Origin of the sequence: Listeria monocytogenes (assembly GCF_013282665.1) — a bacterium.
Taxonomy (GTDB): Bacteria; Bacillota; Bacilli; order Lactobacillales; family Listeriaceae; genus Listeria; species Listeria monocytogenes_C.
The window spans coordinates 487,766-506,885 of record NZ_CP054041.1; the positions used below are offsets into that span (position 1 = coordinate 487,766).

At 36.9% G+C, this 19,120-nt stretch carries 15 protein-coding genes and 1 tRNA gene; 3 read left to right on the forward strand and 13 right to left on the reverse strand.

The window, feature by feature from the left end; all coding sequences use genetic code 11:
* Nucleotides 1-3 precede the first annotated feature (3 nt).
* Nucleotides 4-828, reverse strand: a complete 825-nt coding sequence (locus HRK21_RS02465) for a hypothetical protein (RefSeq protein WP_070005872.1) — start codon at nucleotides 826-828, stop codon at nucleotides 4-6.
* A 61-nt stretch (nucleotides 829-889) separates the two neighbouring features.
* On the opposite strand from HRK21_RS02465, the gene HRK21_RS02470 reads away from it, so the two are divergent.
* Nucleotides 890-1,351, forward strand: a complete 462-nt coding sequence (locus HRK21_RS02470; RefSeq protein WP_070005871.1) for a GNAT family N-acetyltransferase — start codon at nucleotides 890-892, stop codon at nucleotides 1,349-1,351.
* A gap of 34 nt (nucleotides 1,352-1,385) precedes the next feature.
* On the opposite strand, the gene glmM is transcribed toward HRK21_RS02470, so the two are convergent.
* The 9 genes from glmM to HRK21_RS02515 all read right to left on the reverse strand — a co-directional run bounded on the left by glmM (nucleotide 1,386) and on the right by HRK21_RS02515 (nucleotide 13,971).
* On the reverse strand, nucleotides 1,386-2,738 hold the full coding sequence (gene glmM, locus HRK21_RS02475) for a phosphoglucosamine mutase (RefSeq protein WP_070005870.1): 1,353 nt from the start codon (nucleotides 2,736-2,738) through the stop codon (nucleotides 1,386-1,388).
* Nucleotides 2,739-2,986: 248 nt separating this feature from the next.
* On the reverse strand, nucleotides 2,987-4,342 hold the full coding sequence (locus HRK21_RS02480; RefSeq protein WP_077952712.1) for a CdaR family protein: 1,356 nt from the start codon (nucleotides 4,340-4,342) through the stop codon (nucleotides 2,987-2,989).
* Nucleotides 4,342-5,163, reverse strand: coding sequence for a diadenylate cyclase (gene dacA, locus HRK21_RS02485; protein ID WP_003722380.1), 822 nt, complete (start codon nucleotides 5,161-5,163; stop codon nucleotides 4,342-4,344). Before dacA ends, HRK21_RS02480 begins: the two co-directional genes overlap by 1 nt.
* Before the next feature lie 174 nt (nucleotides 5,164-5,337).
* Entirely contained in the window at nucleotides 5,338-7,599 is a 2,262-nt protein-coding gene (mdxK, locus tag HRK21_RS02490; RefSeq protein ID WP_070005868.1) for a maltose phosphorylase MdxK, read from the reverse strand.
* A gap of 15 nt (nucleotides 7,600-7,614) precedes the next feature.
* Complete coding sequence (locus tag HRK21_RS02495) at nucleotides 7,615-8,448, reverse strand: DUF1189 domain-containing protein (protein WP_069888043.1); 834 nt, start codon at nucleotides 8,446-8,448, stop codon at nucleotides 7,615-7,617.
* Between the two features lie 27 nt (nucleotides 8,449-8,475).
* Complete coding sequence (locus HRK21_RS02500) at nucleotides 8,476-9,327, reverse strand: sugar ABC transporter permease (protein ID WP_003722383.1); 852 nt, start codon at nucleotides 9,325-9,327, stop codon at nucleotides 8,476-8,478.
* 1 nt (nucleotide 9,328) lies between these two features.
* Nucleotides 9,329-10,636 carry a sugar ABC transporter permease gene (locus HRK21_RS02505; RefSeq protein ID WP_070005867.1) on the reverse strand — a complete coding sequence of 436 codons (1,308 nt, stop codon included), beginning with the start codon at nucleotides 10,634-10,636 and terminating at the stop codon, nucleotides 9,329-9,331.
* 87 nt (nucleotides 10,637-10,723) lie between these two features.
* A complete protein-coding gene (locus tag HRK21_RS02510; protein ID WP_003739497.1) occupies nucleotides 10,724-11,983 on the reverse strand; it encodes an extracellular solute-binding protein in 1,260 nt (419 codons plus the stop codon).
* A gap of 212 nt (nucleotides 11,984-12,195) precedes the next feature.
* Complete coding sequence (locus tag HRK21_RS02515) at nucleotides 12,196-13,971, reverse strand: glycoside hydrolase family 13 protein (protein WP_069887847.1); 1,776 nt, start codon at nucleotides 13,969-13,971, stop codon at nucleotides 12,196-12,198.
* Between the two features lie 256 nt (nucleotides 13,972-14,227).
* Between HRK21_RS02515 and HRK21_RS02520 the strand changes: the two genes are divergently transcribed.
* Nucleotides 14,228-14,863 (forward strand): CPBP family intramembrane glutamic endopeptidase, encoded by a 636-nt coding sequence (locus tag HRK21_RS02520; protein ID WP_003730381.1) that lies wholly within the window; start codon nucleotides 14,228-14,230, stop codon nucleotides 14,861-14,863.
* 35 nt (nucleotides 14,864-14,898) lie between these two features.
* Here HRK21_RS02520 and HRK21_RS02525 read toward each other — a convergent pair whose 3' ends face one another.
* From HRK21_RS02525 to kimA, 3 genes are all read right to left on the reverse strand, one after another.
* Nucleotides 14,899-15,864 carry a LacI family DNA-binding transcriptional regulator gene (locus tag HRK21_RS02525; protein ID WP_069887846.1) on the reverse strand — a complete coding sequence of 322 codons (966 nt, stop codon included), beginning with the start codon at nucleotides 15,862-15,864 and terminating at the stop codon, nucleotides 14,899-14,901.
* A gap of 138 nt (nucleotides 15,865-16,002) precedes the next feature.
* A complete protein-coding gene (locus HRK21_RS02530) occupies nucleotides 16,003-16,239 on the reverse strand; it encodes a hypothetical protein (RefSeq protein WP_003730383.1) in 237 nt (78 codons plus the stop codon).
* A 595-nt stretch (nucleotides 16,240-16,834) separates the two neighbouring features.
* Nucleotides 16,835-18,658, reverse strand: coding sequence for a potassium transporter KimA (gene kimA, locus HRK21_RS02535; RefSeq protein ID WP_070005866.1), 1,824 nt, complete (start codon nucleotides 18,656-18,658; stop codon nucleotides 16,835-16,837).
* A gap of 333 nt (nucleotides 18,659-18,991) precedes the next feature.
* On the opposite strand from kimA, the gene HRK21_RS02540 reads away from it, so the two are divergent.
* Nucleotides 18,992-19,063: transfer RNA gene (locus HRK21_RS02540), tRNA-Glu, on the forward strand.
* Nucleotides 19,064-19,120 lie beyond the last annotated feature (57 nt).

The window sequence follows — 19,120 nt, forward strand, 5'->3', positions numbered from 1 at the left end:
TTGTTATTTTTTGGCAATGTAAGCAAAAACACTAGATAGAAAAGCCGATGTTCCCATAAGAAATTGCATCCCAAAAACTTGTCTTTCATTACTACCAAATGTAATAGACAAGTTTTCTTTCGCGAAATCAATCCAATTGGTTACGGATAAATAGTTGGTTAAAAGAATAAAAGCTGCTCCCATTAGTATCCCGATAAATAATAGTGATACTTTGCGCCATGCAAGCACTGTTACAATGAGGAAAATAACTGCTACAAAACAAGCAAAATAGCCATCAAGCGAAGTTGTGAATAAATAACCTTGTTTGATACTGTCTGAATGTAATTGCTTAAAAATTGTTACAGCTGCAAAAATTGCCGTAACTGCTCCGAGAAGTGCAAACAAGCCAGCTGCATAACGCCATTTGTTCTTCCATGTTTCATCTGCCCCAGGTTCTTTCTTAGCAAACTTTGGTCCAATGATTATTGTTATTAGCAGTAAAAGCCCCTCAATAACTAATAATGTTCCTGACCACTCAAATGGCTGTGCATACTCCAATTTCGCAAAAATCCTTAATTGGTAATAATAAACGGAAAATGCTTGAAATAATACAAAGCCACTTACTACAATAATACTTGCTAAGCGAAATTTTTCTCTTTTGATGAAAAGGAAACCAGCAATAAAAAGTGCTAATCCGAATAATAATAACATCCAATAATTCCATACAAAGGTAAAACTATTTTTTTCTGCGCTAAAGTAGCCGATAACTGCACTAACAAAACTATATAATTGTGTTACACCTAGTGCAATTAGCAAACTACCGCATATTCCTCTTATTTTTTCAGGCAATTTGCCCACTTCCCTTCCTATTTCTGTCTTGCCATGTTACGCTAAAATCGAGGTGATAAAATTGAACTGGACCATCTGGAACAAAAGCCAGCCTGCTCCGCTAGAATTATTAATGGAAGCTGATCCTAGCGAAAAACAAATTGCGAAATACCTGGAAGCATCACACGTTTTCCAACTAGTGGATGCCAATGAAATAATCGGTATTATTTGCTTACTTCCATTAAACAAGCAGCAACTTGAAATTATGAATATCGCTGTCCAACCTTCTAAAAGGAATCAAGGTGTCGGTAAAATACTCCTTGAAAAAGCTTTTGATTATGCAGCGAAGAATGGTTTTTCAGCAATCATTGTTAAGACAGGTAATTCAAGTATCGATCAACTTGCCTTTTATCAAAAAAACCATTTTCGGATGCAGCAAATCGTACCGAATTATTTTACTAAACATTATCCTGACCAAACAATTATCGAAAATGGCATTGCTTGCTTAGATCAAATCATTCTATTAAAAGAAATAAAATCCTGATGAAGTTTATCATCAGGATTTTTTGTTTGTTGTTTTAATCGTTAAGTGCCATTTCTGAACGAACAACCGCTGAAATACGTTCACAATATTCATCAGTTTCTTCTTTCGTAGCAGCTTCTACCATAACTCTGACTAATGGTTCTGTACCAGATGGACGAACAAGAACCCGACCATTACCAGCCATTTCAGCTTCTACTTCACTAATTACTTTACTTACTTTCGGATTATCGGTTACATGGTTTTTGTCACTTACACGAATATTTTCTAATTTTTGCGGGAATGTTTTCATTTCAGCCGCAAGTTCAGACAATTTTTTCCCAGTTGCTTTCATCACGTTGATTAATTGGATTCCTGAAAGAAGTCCATCACCAGTTGTATTATGATCTAAGAAAATAATGTGACCAGATTGTTCTCCACCAAGATTATAATTACCTTCACGCATTGCTTCAACTACATAACGGTCACCAACAGCAGTTTGTACATCTTCAATTTCAAGCTCTTTCAAGCCTTTGTAGAAACCTAGATTACTCATGACAGTAGATACAATCGTGTTGTTATTTAATAAGCCTTGTTCACGCAAATATTTCGCGCAAATAAACATAATCTTATCTCCATCGACAATTTGACCAATTTCGTCAATCGCAATGACACGGTCGCCGTCGCCGTCAAAGGCTAAACCAACATCTGCTTTTTTATCTAAAACAAAGGCAGCTAATGCTTCTGGATGTGTAGAACCAACGCCATCATTGATATTTAGACCATTTGGAGAAGCTCCCATTGAACTAATATCCGCATCTAAATCTGCAAATAAATGCGTTGCAAGACCAGCAGTTGCACCATTCGCACAATCAAGTGCAATATGATAACCATTAAAGTCATTTTCGATTGTTTGTTTTAAGTATTGAATATATTTTTGTTTACCTTCAAAATAATCGCTCACTGTACCTAGACCTTCACCGCTTGGACGAGGTAATGTATCTTCTGCTGTATCAAGAAGTTGCTCAATTTCTTCTTCTTGATCATCAGATAGTTTGAAACCATCTGAACCAAAGAATTTAATACCGTTATCATCCACTGGATTGTGGCTGGCAGAAATCATGACGCTGGCAGATGCTCCTTGTGCTTTTGTTAAATAAGCAACACCAGGAGTAGAGATAACGCCTAGACGCATTACTTCAATCCCTACAGAAACAAGTCCTGCAATTAAAGCAGATTCTAACATTTCTCCTGATATACGTGTATCACGAGCTACAAGCACGCGTGGATGTTCACCTACGTGACGGGTTAAAACGTAGCCACCCATTCGACCTAATCTGAATGCAAGTTCTGGTGTTAATTCAGAGTTTGCTACACCTCTAACTCCATCCGTACCGAAATATTTACCCATTTTATTACTCTCCTTCTAAGTCATTCATTATCTAAATGATTTTTGTTTGTCTTTTCATATTTACTTTGTCAAATGTTGGTTCTATATTCACTAATCGTAACCATACATTTGTTATTATACCTTTTTTAAGAAAAAATTTCATCTCTCTACAATAAAACGCTGGCAATACTTAAGTTTTCACTATTCTATGTATGAAAAGCTTTTGTTAAAAAGGAGGAGTATGAGACTAGCGCCCCACACTCCTTATGTTATGTGCTTTTGGATGGTACTGCAATGGATGCTTCTTTATCCGTAATGATGAAATCTGCTTTTCTAGGATTAATAACATAGGCGACATTGTCTGGCAAACCGTTCAATTCTAGCGGTATGCTGTAATTACCTGCTTTGCTTTTACTCAGATTGGCAATAACACTTAGTTCTTTCGCGGTAATTCCATCAACTGTTTTCTTTTCTCCAGTTATCGTCACGGATACTTTTCCATTTGCAGGAGTAATCATTTGTGCATCAAACGTATTTTTCAATCCACTCATATATACTTGCATATTAGAAAACGACTTAGAAATTTTTGTATCGTTATCACCTGAATCATCTGTGTTGTTATTATTTTCATCTGTGCCTTGGTTACTATCTGAGGTTGTCGCATTGTTATTTGCTTCAGACTTTTTTACAGTCTTAATCTTCACCTCTATCGTCGATGGTTGGACTGATTTGGCTCCGGTCGGAACAGGAACAGTCACTTCTTTAACGGTATCTGCTTTGATTTTAGAAACATCAATTGGAATTTCGATTTCTTTGATTTTTTCAAGGACCGCATCATCACCGACAACTACCACTTCTGACTTATCTGGTGTCATGCTGGAAATTTCAATATCACTTTCTGGCGTGCCTTCTTGCTTAATTTTCACTGGAACGGACTTACCAACTTTTTCAACTGGCACGGTCACTTCCACTTCTTGCGGATTTACCTCGACATCTAACTTGTTCAAATTACTATCAAAAACAGAGACTGTAGCTTTATCCGTAAATTCGGATTTATGCTTGCCATCACTTTCGAGTGTTGCTTTTACGTAAGCGATTTGTTCGATAGTATCTTTTGCACCAGTGATGGAAACTTTTTTAGGATCAATGATTGGTGTTCCAGCTTGATAACCATCTGCAACAACGGATTTGCTCAATTCTACATCAACAGAGAATTTTTTCGTTACTTTTTCTTGTACATTGACGTTAACGGTTGCTGGATTCACTTTTACTTTTAAGCGGTCAGATACATCTTTCACTTGTAGTTTTACTTCTTGCGTGCCGATGGAGGCATTTTTCAAATCTGCGTATACGGTAAAGTCTTGTTGCGCTTTAGCAGATTGAACGATGCTACGAGGCCCTGAAAGCGTGACTGTAACGGTTTCTGGAATTCCCGAAATATATAAATTCGTTTTATCATAATATACTTTGACCGGGACATTCTCGATGACTTCTGAATCACTAGAAGACGTCGTAGAAAAAGTCGTGGCGTTATTATTATTTGCATTAACTGATGTAAAAAGGATGGCTGCGAGTAGTAAGGCTACAATCCGAATCGACCATTTGTTATTCAAAATTCGATCCATCATTCGCTTTTGCCTCCTTTCCATTTAGAAAAGATAGAAGGTTTCTTTGCAGTTACTGTGACTAGCTCTTTAAGAAGAATTTTATGTAACTCTTCTTCTGACACATCACGGAAAAGTTCTCCACCTTTAGTTAGGGAAATTCCGCCTGTCTCTTCAGAAACTACAATCGTAATACTATCTGTCACTTCACTAATTCCAAGTGCAGCCCGGTGACGCGTTCCAAGTTCTTTGGATAAGAACGGGCTATCTGAAAGTGGTAAGTAACTTGCTGCCGATGCAATTTCGTTTCCTTTAATGATAACTGCTCCATCATGAAGCGGTGTATTCGGAATAAAAATATTAATTAATAATTGAGAAGAAATTTTTGCATTTAATGGAATACCTGTTTCAATATAATCGTCCATTCCTGTATCACGTGCCACTGAAATCAGCGCCCCAATACGACGTTTCGCCATATACTGAGTCGATTTTTCGATTGACTCGATTAAATGATGCTGTTCGCGCTCGATTCTTGATCCGTAACGAGTAAAAATATTGCCTCGTCCAAGCGTTTCTAAAGCACGGCGTAATTCCGGTTGGAAGATAATTATAATTGCAAGGAATCCCCAAGTAAGCATCTGATCCGTAATCCATTCGACTGTTTGGAGACCAAAAAATCCGCTTAATAGTTTGACTGCAATGATAATAAAAATGCCTTTTAATAATTGTACTGCTTTTGTACCTCGGATTAACATGATCACTTTATAAATTACAAACCATACGACAAGAATATCTACAATATTTGCTAGATAATGCAATATCGACATATTGGAAAAATCCATCACTTCACCTCCGTGCCTCTTGAAAACCATTTATGATCACATGGTTCACTTTCTTTATTATAGCATAAGAGTGTAGGTGGAAAAAGCAATCGTTCCACCAAAAATGGGAAAGATTTGTTAAAGAAAAAACTTGTTGAAAACGGTTGTTATCGTTTCCAACAAGTTCTATTATCCTTAAAATCCTACTGTTATAGCCGTTTCTAATAAATATTCTTTCTTATACATTTCTAAATGAATTGGCTCTCCGTGACATAATTTTACAGTAACCTGCCCAACTTCTACTTTTACTTCTAGTAAACGATCACGGAAGTTAATTTTGAAACGGTAATTTTCCCAGCCATCAGGTAAGAATGGTGCAAAGCTTAATTCGCCAGCAGTTACTCGCATGCCTGCAAAGCCTTGAACGATGGATAACCAGCTTCCTGCCATTGAGGTGATGTGCAGTCCATCTTCTGTATCGTTGTTAATATTATCCAAATCTAGTCTTGCAGTTCGCTTATAAAGTTCTACTGCTTTATCATATTTACCAAGTTCTGAAGCTAACACCGCGTGAACAGCTGGCGATAAGCTAGATTCGTGTACTGTTAATGGCTCATAGAATTCAAAGTTGCGTTGTTTCGTATCAAAGTCAAAGTCATCATAGAATAAATATAAACCTTGAAGTACATCGGCTTGTTTAATGAAGCAAGAACGTAAAATTTTATCCCAAGACCAATTTTGGTTGATCGGCATATCTTCTGGTTTTAATGTATCCGTGGAACGCAATTCTTTATCTAAGAACGTATCGTGTTGCACAAAAATCTGCCATTTCTCATCAAAAGGGTAATACATGCGATGCTCGATATCTTCCCATTTTGCAATTTCGTACTCGGTCACGCTTAAACGTTTTTTCGCTTCTGCATCTAAATTCTCTAGCGTATAACGAATTGTCCAAGCTGCGATATAGTTTGTATACCAGTTATTACTGACGTTATTATCGTATTCATTTGGCCCAGTGACACCGTGAATCATGTACTTATCTAAGCGATCAGATAAATGCACGCGGTCGGCCCAAAAGCGAGTGATTTCAGTCAACACTTCGATTCCATCTGTTTTTAAATACGAATCATCGCCAGTATAGTTTGTGTAATTGTAAATCGCATAAGCAATCGCGCCATTACGGTGAATTTCTTCAAATGTAATTTCCCATTCATTATGACACTCGACGCCTGTAAAAGTGACCATCGGATACAGTGCGCCAGCTAGACCGATTTTCTGCGCGTTGATTTTCGCCCCATCCAATTGATCGTGGCGATATTTAAGTAAATTGTGACTTACAGATTTGTCCGTTAATGATAAATACATCGGTAGTGCAAAAGCTTCTGTATCCCAGTATGTTGCGCCGCCATATTTTTCTCCTGTGAAGCCTTTAGGTCCAATGTTTAGTCTTGCATCCTCGCCATAATAAGTAGCAAATAATTGGAAAATGTTAAACCGGATACCTTGTTGGGCGGAATCGTCTCCTGCAATCTCAACATCCGCTTTATCCCAACGTTCACGCCAGCCTGAAACATGCGCAGCTAATAATTCATCATACGTTTTTGCTTCTAAGCTTTGTAAGATTTTTTCTCCTGCTGGAAGAATTTCTCCTTCCTCATAATCACGAGATGTCGTAATGACTACGCGTTTTTCTATTTGCGCTACTTCCTTTTCTTGTAGGTCGAATTGAAAATGATTTTCGGCGTAAAGTGCCTTTGTTTGATTTGTTTCATTTGCCGCATTGGTCTTATTTTCCATCACCGCGGAAACAGTAAAGCGTGGTGTTCCGAAGTTATTGGGAATGGTTTTTGTGACAAGTGAACCGCGACTTGCCGATGAAGCTTTTGCGACTTCTTGCCAGAACATTTCTTCATAGTTGGCATCTTCATTTTGCACGTTGCCATCTAAAAAGGACGTTAATTCCACTTTTGCGGGGCTTAATGCTTCCACTTGGTAGTGAATAACCGCAAGTTCTTTCGTTGCAACACTAAGGAAACGTTCCGCAGAAATTCGGAATGTTTTATTATTTTTAACTACCGTGAATTGTCGTCTTAAAACGCCTTTTTCCATATCTAAAACAAGTTCAAAATCGCTTACTTCATCTACAAATAAATCGAGTTTCTCACCATCTAGACGTACTTCAATTCCGATAAAATTAAGACCGTTAATGACTTTGCCGAAATAATCTGGGTAGCCATTTTTCCACCAGCCAACTCTTGTTTTATCTGGAAACCACACGCCTGCATAATAAGTTCCAATATGGCCGTCGCCGGAGTATCCTTCTTCAAAATTCCCGCGCATCCCCATGTATCCATTACCGAGTGAAGTTAGGCTTTCTTGCAAACGTTTATTTTCTTTATCTAGTTTGGTTGTCCGTAATGTCCATGGTTCGATTTCAAATAATTGCTTTTGTGCCATACTAAAACCTCCTAATTAGCGACTAGCAGCCATCCTTTTTTCACTAGTCTTATAAAATCTTGTCTTTAAAAATGTCCATGCTATCATTAACACCATTCCGAGTGACTGAACGGCCATGATAATCGTAATATCAAAGTAGATAAAGCCGATAATACAAGCCGCAATAACTGGAATTCCCAGTGCATTTAGCGTTAAATTTACTGATTCTTTAAAAGAAGCAATGCTTGAAAAACTGCTCCGTTTTGTCATCCAAATGAAAAGCGTCGTAAACACAGTTAACATGAGTGAGCTAACGAAAATAATGGAACCAATCATCAGCACCATCGATAGGAAAACAAATGCTTGGTTTTCCAAGTACCACTGCGCCGACACCCAATCAACAAGCGACTCGCCTGACGTTATTTCGCTTAAGGTCGCATCTTTTGGGTAGCTCACTTCAAAATGGTAACCACTCGCATCTGTCAGCGTCATTTCTTGGTCTTTGAAGTTAATGATATTTTTAGCTCCGGCAAGTTCAGCCTTCGTTAAATTTACACCGGCCACGCCATTCGTCGATTTTTCGACAATATGCGCATTTTTATCAGTTAATTCTCCGTTTTCAAGTGAAAGACCACTAAGTTTCGTCGCGAATTGATCTGTACCAAGTGTCGCCATTTTTGGCATTAAACTTGGTAAATCAAAACTCGACTGATTGGCAAAGTGCGCGGAAACAGGAAGTAACAGTAACGCATTTAAGAAAATAAATACGATGACCATTTGCCAGAATTTCAGTACTTTCCGACCTTCGAAAATAGCGGTTGGACCGAGTGTGCTTTTTACATATTGAATAATAAACGGAACTTTTTTCATTGATATCACAGCCTTTTTAAAAATCAATTATCCTTTTGTTCCACCAGCAGTTAAGCCAGAAACAAAATTCTTTTGTAAGAAGAAGAACAGTAAACAAATTGGTAGCGCGGCTAAAATGGCACCCGCTGCGAATAAGGCTACTTTTTGTTGTTGTGGGTTGGCGATAAACGTTTGAAGACCTACCGCAATCGTTAAGTTTTCTGGTGTTCTAAGTAGGAATTTCGCAAGTAAGAAATCTCCGAATGGCCCCATAAATGCCCAGAGAGCTTGCACGGCAATCATCGGTCTTACTAGAGGTAAGATGATTTGAGCAAAAATCCGGAAATGTCCTGCCCCGTCAAGCTTGGCGGATTCATCCAGATCACGCGGTACGGTATCAAAGTACCCCTTCATCAGCCATGTGTTCATTGGAATCCCACCACCGATGTAAATCAATGTTAAGAACCAATATTGATCCAGTGCGCCGAGTAGCATCGCTAACACGTAGAAAGCTGTTAGAGCTGCCATTGTTGGCACCATTTGGATAATAAGGAAGAAAATCAAGCTGTTTTTACGACCTTTAAAACGGTAACGGCTATATGTATAACCCGCAAGTGTCACAATCGTTACTTGCATAATCATCGTTACAACCGCGATAATCAGTGTATTTTTGTACCAATCAAGGTACAATGTTTCATTAAATAATCTCGTGAAATTATTCAGCGTCCAACTATCCGACCATTCCAGCGTAAATGCCGCGATATTCCCTGGTTTGAAGGCAGAAGATGCTGTGATTAGAATCGGATACAAAATAATAATCGTTAGCACGGTTAAAAATAAATACGTGAAAAACTGTGTTAAAAACTTTGTTGTCCGCTGATCTTTCATAAAGTCTCTCATTTTACATCATCTCCTCGTTCCCAAAGGCATTCGTCTTCTTAAAGGCAATCATCGAAACAGTAATAACGATAATGGAGATAAGAAGCGTCACAGCAGCAGCTACAGCATATTGTGGCGAAGTACCTGTTGTTAATTTATAAATCCATGAAATTAAGATATCGGTTGATCCAGCGCCTGCTCCGACACTTCCGGGACCACCTTCATTGAATAAGTAGATTATCGAAAAGTTATTGAAGTTAAATGTATATTGCGTAATAAATACCGGTGCGGTTACAAATAAAATCATCGGTAATGTAATTTTACGGAAACGTTGGATCGCACTTGCTCCATCAATTCTAGCTGCTTCATAAAGTTCACCTGGAATCGCTTGAAGCACCCCAGTAACCATAACGTAAATATACGGGAAACCAAGCCAACCTTGAATACTAATCAGCGCCACTTTTGTCCAGAAAGGATCTGTTTTCCAAGCAATCGCATTGATATCAACAAATGGCAAATGGTTTAGAAGCGGAATGACTTGCGAGTTGATTGCACCAATACTGTCGTTAAACATATTGGAAAAACTCATGATTGTAATAAAAGCTGGAACCGCCCAAGGAAGTAAGAAAACAACTCCAAAAAGACGTTTTCCTTTAATAAAGCTTTGGTTTGCTACAATCGCTGTAAACACCCCAACGACAATTTGTAAAGAAGTTGCACATATTGTCCAAATGAGTGTCCACGAAAATACACTTAGGAACGTGTCACGATACGAACTTAGGAAGAAAATATTAAAGAAGTTCTTAAATCCAACCCAGTCAATTAAATTCGCTGGCGGAATATGGTAAAAATCGTAGTTGGTAAATGCCATGAAAAGAGTAACAAGAACTGGGAAAATAATAACAAAAGTCATCACTAGGTATGCGGGTAGTGTAAGTAAGTACGGGAAACCTTTGTCGAGCATATTTTTTATAATAGCAAGCGCAGAACGGTTAACAGTTTCACCTAGATTCCACTGCATAGCAACGCGTCTTGCATCGAAAATATTTATAAACCAAAAGCCTATAAATAGTAATGTCACAATTAATTGTAAAGTACCTTCAATCATTAAAAATAAGGAATGGTCCACACCCGGCACAGATCCAAGTGTCACAAGGCCAATCAGTGCATTCAGCCCAATTGCGAAAAATTCTATGATAAACAAAACAAATAGTGCAAAAAAGACAATCCCTTTAAAATTTTGCTTATTATAAAATTGACCAAGTCCCGGAATGATTGATAACAAAGTTGCTTGACGAACATTTTTAATTTGTTTTTGTTCTAGTTTCATTTTGTTACCCTCAATTCTAGATATAGATTCACTAGCTAAGTTGAAAAAAATGGCGGAGCGCGCTACCTTTGCCCCGCCAATTCATTATTATTTAGTATATTTTTGCGTTACATTGTCTTCGATTACTTTCACTGCATCATCAGCTGACTGTTGCGGTGTTTTCGAACCAGAAGCTGCATCAAACATTAAGTTTTCAGCACCTGTCCAAACTTCCGACATTTCTGGAATATTTGGCATTGGTTGCGCATTTTTGTATTGTTCGATAACAGCATTTGTTAATTCATCATTTTTGGATTTCGCTGTATCACGAGCTTTTAAGTTAGCTGGTACTTCATTTGTCATATCATATAATGTTTCTTGATTTTTTTGGTTAGTCACATAATCCAACCATTTTTGAGCTACATCTTTGTTTTTAGAATAGTTACTTACAACCCAACCTTTACCACCTGCAAATGGAGAATACTCTTTGCCATTATCAAGTGTTGGGATTTTTGCTACACCGTAATTGATTTTTGCTTCTTTGTAGTTTGCTGCTGACCATGGACCGCCTAGAATAGCTGCTGCTTTACCTTTAACAAATTGATCTTGGATAAAGTCATCTGCACTCTTATTATCTTGCATTCCTTTTGGCCATACATCTTGGAACCATTTTGTTGCATAAGTAATCCCTTCAACCGAACCTTTATTATTTAAACCTATGTCTTTTGGATTTGTACCTTCATCGCCGAATACATAACCGCCGTATCCTGCAAGTAGTCCGTAAGAGAAGTAGAAATCAGTCCATTTTGCTAAGAAACCAGTATTTTTTCCTTTTTCAGAAGTGAAAGCAAAACGAGAATCTTTGGAAAGTGTTTCTAAATCTTTAAAAGTTGCTGGAGCTTTGTCGAGTAAATCTTTATTATAGTAAAGGACTAGTGTTTCAATAATTGCTGGAGCGCCGTAAATTTTATCGTCAATGGTTACTTGTTTTTGGTCTTTTTCATCGTAATCGTCTTTATTGCCAAGTTTTACTTCCGCTAAATGTCCTTGTTGACCTAAGCTTCCGATTCTATCAAATGCAGACATCATAACGTCTGGAGCAGTTCCAGCTGGGCCGTCAAGTGGCAATGCTTCTAGTGTTTCAAACATGTCTTTTTCGACTACTTTTACTTTCACGTCATTGTCTTTTTCAAAATCACCTTTTATTTTGTTCACATAGTCTTTGTAGCCTGCGTCAACGGAAACCGTTAATGTTTTTTCATCAGATGAGCCAGATTTACTAGTGTCTTTTCCACCTCCACATGCTGCTAAGCTTAAAGCCATTACTAAAACTGCCGAAACTATTCCCACTTTTTTGAAACGCTTCATTTACTTTTCCTCCTCTTTATGAAAAAAGCCACTCTCTACTGTCTGATTTCTAAGTCCCCATCTTTTTTCATTTCTTTTTTAAGTTTGTGAATTAGGTTAACCTATGCATTTATTATATGCTGATTTCGAAAGCGTTTACAAGGGGATTTCACATGTTACCGATAACAACATTTTTTCGGTAAACATGTGAAAAATCCCTTTACGCCGTTGAGTTAGCTATTTTCTTTAATAACAAGAAATCCTTTTGCTGGGACAATCACATTTTCTGTTACAGCTCGGTTGTTCCAAATATCTGTCGCTGTATTTTCAAAGGAAATTGTGAAATTCTTATCTTCTTTTGTTTGATTGAAAAGGAAATGTAGTTTTTCACTATTTAATACTTTAGAAAATGCTGTAATGCCTGTTTCACTACTTGCCTCTAACCACGTTAATTCACCGGATGAAATAATCGCTTGATTTTCTTTTCTAAGCGCAATTAATTTTTTCGTAAATGCTAACATATCTTGGTTTTGTTTCATTTCGTCCCATTCCATACACTTGCGACAACCTGGGTCATTTCCGCCGTCCATGCCGATTTCAGTTCCATAATAAATACACGGCGAACCAGTGTGCGCAAACATGAAGGCAAGCGCTTGTTTCACTTTATCTTCATCATTATTAGCACGTGTTAAAATGCGTGCCGTGTCATGGCTATCAAGCATATTAAACATCACTTCATTCACTTGATTTGGGTAGCGCATATATTGTTCATTAATACCAGAAACCATTTGCTCTGGAGTGATTTTTTCTTCAATAAAGTTCTCGATAATTGTTTGTGTAAAAGGATAATTCATTACGGCATGGAATTCATCTCCAAGTAACCAAATCCATGAATCATGCCAAATTTCTCCAAGAATATAAATATCTTCTTTTTCCGCTTGAACCGCTTTTTTGAACTCTTTCCAAAAAGCATGGTCAACTTCATTGGCAACGTCTAAGCGCCAGCCATCAATATCAAATTCCCGAATCCAGTAAGTCGCAATATCCAGTAGATACTTCTGAACTTCTGGATTAGCCGTATTTAATTTTGGCATATGCGTCGTAAAAGCAAATGTATCGTAAGAAAGTGTTGGCTCTCCTTCAATATTGCCATTTTCATTTTGACGAACAGGGAAACTATGAATATGGAACCAATCACGATATGCAGATTTTTCTTCATTTAAAACAACATCTTGCCATTCTGCTGAAGTATCGCCAATATGATTGAACACTGCATCTAACATAATACGAATCCCGCGTTTATGCGCTTCCTGAACTAATTTTCTAAACGTTTCTTTATCTCCAAAATGCGGATCAATTTTTTTATAATCAACCGTATCGTATTTATGGTTGGTTGGCGCTTCAAACACAGGTGTTAAATAAACCCCGTTAATACCAAGCTCTGCTAAATAATCTAGATGCTCAATAATCCCTGCTATATCCCCGCCGAAAAAGTCTGTTGTGTCAGGATCTTTACTTCCCCACGGCAAGGCATTTTCCGGAGAAATAGCTGGATTCCCATTCGCAAAACGTTCTGGGAAAATTTGGTACCAAATTGTTTTCCCAACCCATTCAGGCGCCTCAAAAGTATCCACCGCATGTATAAATGGAAACTTAAAGTAATAATCCATTGTATCTAGATTCGCTTTTGTCGGTTCAAAAAAGCCACGTCCGCCGTAAAAGGTCTTTTCCTCTTTTGTATCCGTTAATAAAAATCCATATTGAAGGCGTCTATGTTCTGGTGTAATTGCAAAAAACCAATAATCGTGCTCTTCTGTTTCTGCGATTTTGCGCATTGTGTAAGATTCACTTTGCCATTTTCCATCTTTCCATAAGTAAGGGTCGGCAGCAATTAGAGTAACCTCGCTAATATCTAAGCGTTTCGTTCTAATCCGAATATGTAGTGTTTTAGCGTCATAACTATAAGCATAGCTACTCGCCGGTTGATGATAAATCCCTGCTTTTTCCATTTTTTCTCCTCCTATATCACCTATCGTTCTATTTCAAATTAGCATTTCCATTAAAGCGTTTGCAACCTTTTCTCGCTCGTTAACGGTAACAAGATTTTCTAACTATTTCATATTCTTTCAACATACTATAGAAGAAAGCCATTCTCTCTCCTCCTTTAAAGTGACAAATTAGTAACTTTACTGATTTAAAGTAAAGAGCTATAATAACTCATGGACTAATGAAATCTCTTTAAAAACGGTCTAAAAGGAGGATAAAATGGAAAATACTTTAAGCTTCAAAAAGCAAGGGTATTGGTTATTTTCCAGCGCAATCATTATTGGTGTTCTTTTTCTTCTTTTGCCACACATCATTTCCAATATTGGAGTGTTAGAATTTATAGGTGCTTTCTTTAACGCCCTATGCATGGGGGTTATTGCTTTTATCATATTAAAAGCAGAATTCCTCGATTGGTTTAAACATTTTAGTTTCAAATGGATCCTCATCGGTGCTCCAGCATTAATTATTATCAGCTCTATTTTCAACATTGCATGGGCTTACTTCGCAGGCAGTACTACTGAAAATGGTATCAACAGTGTACTTACATGGTCTTATGTTTTCACAAGTATCCCGTTCATGCTTCTTGGCGAAGAACTACTATCAATTAGCTTACTCTACGCCGCTTGGAAAAAATGGAACTGGAAATTCTGGCAAGCTTCCTTGCTATGCTCGTTACTTTTCGCAACGTGGCACTTAACTTCTTATGATTTTAATTTCTTGCAATGTATTATTACTTTGGCACCAGCAAGACTCATTTTGAATTACTTATTTAAAAAAACAAACTCCATTTGGGTTACATTTATCGTTCACTTCATTTTTGATTTCATTGCATTTCTACCAGTTTTACTCAAATAAAAAAACGCTAGGAATAAAGATTCCTAGCGTTTTCATTACTCTTCTTTTCCAGTTGTAGAGGCTCTTATCAGTAGTTCCGGAGTAAATAATAGGTTTCCTTGGGGTTTCCCATGATCATTAATTTTTGCAAGTAACATCTTCGCAAGTTCTTCTCCCATGGCGACAACCGGAGAACGAACGGTCGTAATTTTTGGTGATGAAATTCGATCTAAGAAAACACCATCAAATCCTGTTACTGCAATATTTTCACCAAAACGACGACCAAAAGCTGCAGCAGCCCGAACAACCCCGATGGCAATTCGATCTGATGCGCAAACAATCGCAATTTTTTCCGAGTTATAACGTAGTAATTCAAATGCTTTTTCTTCCGCGACACTGGAACTATTCGCAATAAAATAGCTTTCCGGCTCCAAACCATGTTTTTTCACGACTTCTTCATAGCCTTCTAGGCGCGATTTCATAAACTGTTCATCTAATAAATCAATTCCCAAAAAGACGATTCGCGAAAAACCGATTCCTACCATATGCTCTGTTGCGAGCGCAGTTCCTTTTTTATTATCTACATCAATAGAATCATAGCCACGTTTATTTTCGCCGTAAAAAATAACTGGTTTATCAATATCTAAAAGTCCTAAATCATAGTCTTTATCACGTATTCCTGTAACGATAAGCCCGTCATAAGCTCCGATATTTCTGGATCTTTGTGTAACGAGTTGCAAGGAATAATAATACTTATCTAACTCGCGACTAATTCCAGTTAGTAAGTTCATATAATATGGTTCAACCGTATCGATTTCTTCTAAAATCAAAAATTTAATAACTTGTGTCCTATTTTGAACAAGCGCCCTAGCAGCATAATTTGGTACATACTCTAAGGCTTCCATTGCACTATAAACAAGCATTTTCAGTTCATCTGAGACTTGATCTGGATGATTAATAACTCGTGAAACTGTCATTTTGGAGACATTTGCCCGTTTCGCAACATCTGCTAAAGTCGCCATCTCCAACCTCCTCCATTCATAATCTTCCTTATTGTACCATCTTTTACGCAAAAAAAAATAAGAATTAACCCACAAACAAAGCATTCTCCTTAAAAGTCTGAAAATGCTTTGTTTATTATGATTATGTAATGAGTCATTTTATAGTGTTTGCCACTTTTTTTGAGAGACTCTGCGTTCCTTTGTTTGTTGATAAGATTTGATAATCACTCTGCTTAACTGATGAATCCCGCCAATAATAATTCCAATAGCGATAGCAACAAGCGCAGTTGTTAGAAAACTAATAAATGGAAAACTAGATGCATTCATAGCAGCAATTCCTAATATAAAAATAATAATAGTAGGTAGTACATAATACCTAATGTCCTGCTCCTGCATTCCAAGCGCCCCTTTACCAAAATAGTAACTCTCATCAACTACTGAAATTATAACGCGAAAACTGGCTTTTTTCAAGGCTTGGACCGATTTCCATGCCCTCCTTAAAAAAAGTCAAATGGCTCTATATAGCGCTTTCTATAGACACGAAAAATCCACTCATTATGAATTCATTAAAAAGAAAAATTTGTTACCATTTTGTAACATTACTTAAGTCCATTTACTTATATAGGATAGCACTCATATTTATTCAATTTTATAGATAAGTATTAACTCTCATTTCCTTTTTTTCATGTTTCATTTGCTATTTTTTTATAGTGTATACAAAAAAAGTAGATTCTTTTTTTCTCCATAAAATATTTTTCAAATTGTTTAAAAAAATTGATTCAGGCAGATTTTTTAATTTTCTAGGAAACTGGGCATTTAAAATACCTTTTTCCTCTGAAGGAAAATTATTTTTTCGATGAATATTCTTCTTTAAAACCAAAATTTCCGCTTTTTACAAATAAACAAACAACCGTTATGCTTACATCGTTCCATTAAAAAACGGAAGAGCTCCCCCCTCTTCCCCCGAAGGTCTCTTCCGTTTTTTCTCTTGTTATTCTTTTAAATGATAAGGATATGTGGAAACTACTACGTCCCTTTTCATTAGAAGTCTTGTGCGAATCAATAGACTTGTTTGATTATGAAGGACATTTTGCCAACCTTTTCTAGGGATAAATTGCGGTATTAATACTGTTAGCGAATAATTATCTTGATCTGCTTTTTGTTTAGCTGTATCAATAAATTTCATTAATGGATCTGAAATGGATCGATACGGAGAAAACAGATTAGCCATACGCACTTCAGGATGCACTCTATTCCATCTCTCAACAAATTCTTTTTCCTGCTTCTTATCAATAGAAATATGAACAGCGATGACCGTATCACCAATAGATTTAGCATATTGTAATGCACCTTCCACAACTTTGGTGGTATCAGATACACAAATAATGACGGCATTCCCTTTAAAGTCAGGCAAGTCCATTGTTTCGTCAATTCTAAGTTGTGGTCCGACTTTCCTGTAATGATGTCTTGTACGGTGGAAAACATAAATCATAATAGGCATAAAGATAAATACTGGCCACACAGATTCAATTCGAGTTAAGAATAATACTAACAGAACTGTAAAGGAGATTGATGCTCCAAGTAAATTAGCTGATAATGATTTTTTCCAACCTTTTGGACGCTGTTTCCACCATTTGACAATCATACCCGTTTGCGACAACGTGAATGGTATAAATACTCCAACAGAGTAAAGTGGAATGAGTAGTTCCGTTTTCCCTTTAAACAATATAATCAGTAGGATAGAGCCAACAGCTAAAGTAATAATTCCATTAGAGTAGCCTAGTCTATCTCCTCTTGCTAAATACATTCTTGGCATGAATTTATCTTTTGCCAAGTTAAATGCTAACATCGGAAATGCAGAAAAGCCGGTATTAGCTGCTAAAACCAAAATAAGTGCTGTAGTAGCTTGAATAAAATAAAACATGAAATTTCTACCAAATACATTTTCCGCAATTTGAGAAAGTACTGTTACCTTTAGTTCAGGAACAGTTCCATAAACAAAGGCAAGTACCGTTATTCCTACGAAGAAGAACCCTAGTAAGCCTGCCATTAGAGTTAATGTTTTGGCTGCATTTTTTGGACGCGGTTCTTTAAATAAAGGAACGGCATTTGATATCGCCTCAATACCAGTTAAAGAAGCCGATCCAGATGCAAAGGCTCTTAGTAAAAGAAAAATGGTTACACCTTGTACATGAGTTCCTACTGCAGCTGTTTCATGACTTGCATCCATACCAGTTAATACTTTAAATAAACCTGTAAAAATAAGTGCTATAATAGAAAAAACAAATAAATAGACTGGTATTGCAAGTAAACTAGCTGATTCAGTAATTCCTCTCAGATTGATAATCGTTACTCCGACAACCAGCAATACAGCTATAGGTACTGCAAACGGATATAATGATGGAAGTGCAGAAACAATTGCATCTGTCCCAGAAGACACACTTACAGCAACTGTAAGCATATAATCTACTAGTAATGAGCCACCTGCAATTAACCCGGCATTATTACCCAAATTCTCTCTTGAAACAATATAAGCTCCTCCACCATGTGGGTAAGAATAAATTATTTGTTTATAAGATAGATTAAGAGCAAACAAAAGAACAAGTACACATAGCGCAATTGGCAATGAATACCACATCGCGGCAGCACTAACAGTTACAAGTACCAATAAAATCTGTTCTGTACCATACGCAATAGAAGAAAGTGCATCTGATGACAGAACTGCTAAAGCTTTTAATTTCCCCAGTTTTTGGTCTCCAGCTTCTGATGTTTTCAGAGGGCGGCCGATTAATAGTCTTTTTAGCGGCGAAGCCATTGTATTCCCTACCTTTTTTATTTGATTTTTAGCTAACTTCAAGTTGACCAGACACATTATAGCACAGCTGATTTTAGATTGTAATACTAATTTGCATTATTTTAATCACCTAATTATTTTCCAAGTGAATAATTGTTCATAATACTCATTTTCATACCTGTTTAAATTGAAAATTTATTTCATACTTCTTTCAATATACATACCCATTAATAAGATAAATAACTCGTTTTCCAAGCTTGTATTTTCAGAAAAAAAAGAATTTAATTTAGGTATTTACAAATGACATTCTTTTTTTATATAATAGTTTCTAGCGGTAAAAAACTTTTATTATATGGCCCGTTGGTCAAGCGGTTAAGACACCGCCCTTTCACGGCGGTAACACGGGTTCGAATCCCGTACGGGTCACTTTTTAATCAAAAATAACGGCTTCAAAAATATTTTTCACTTTTTTTGAAAAAAAGC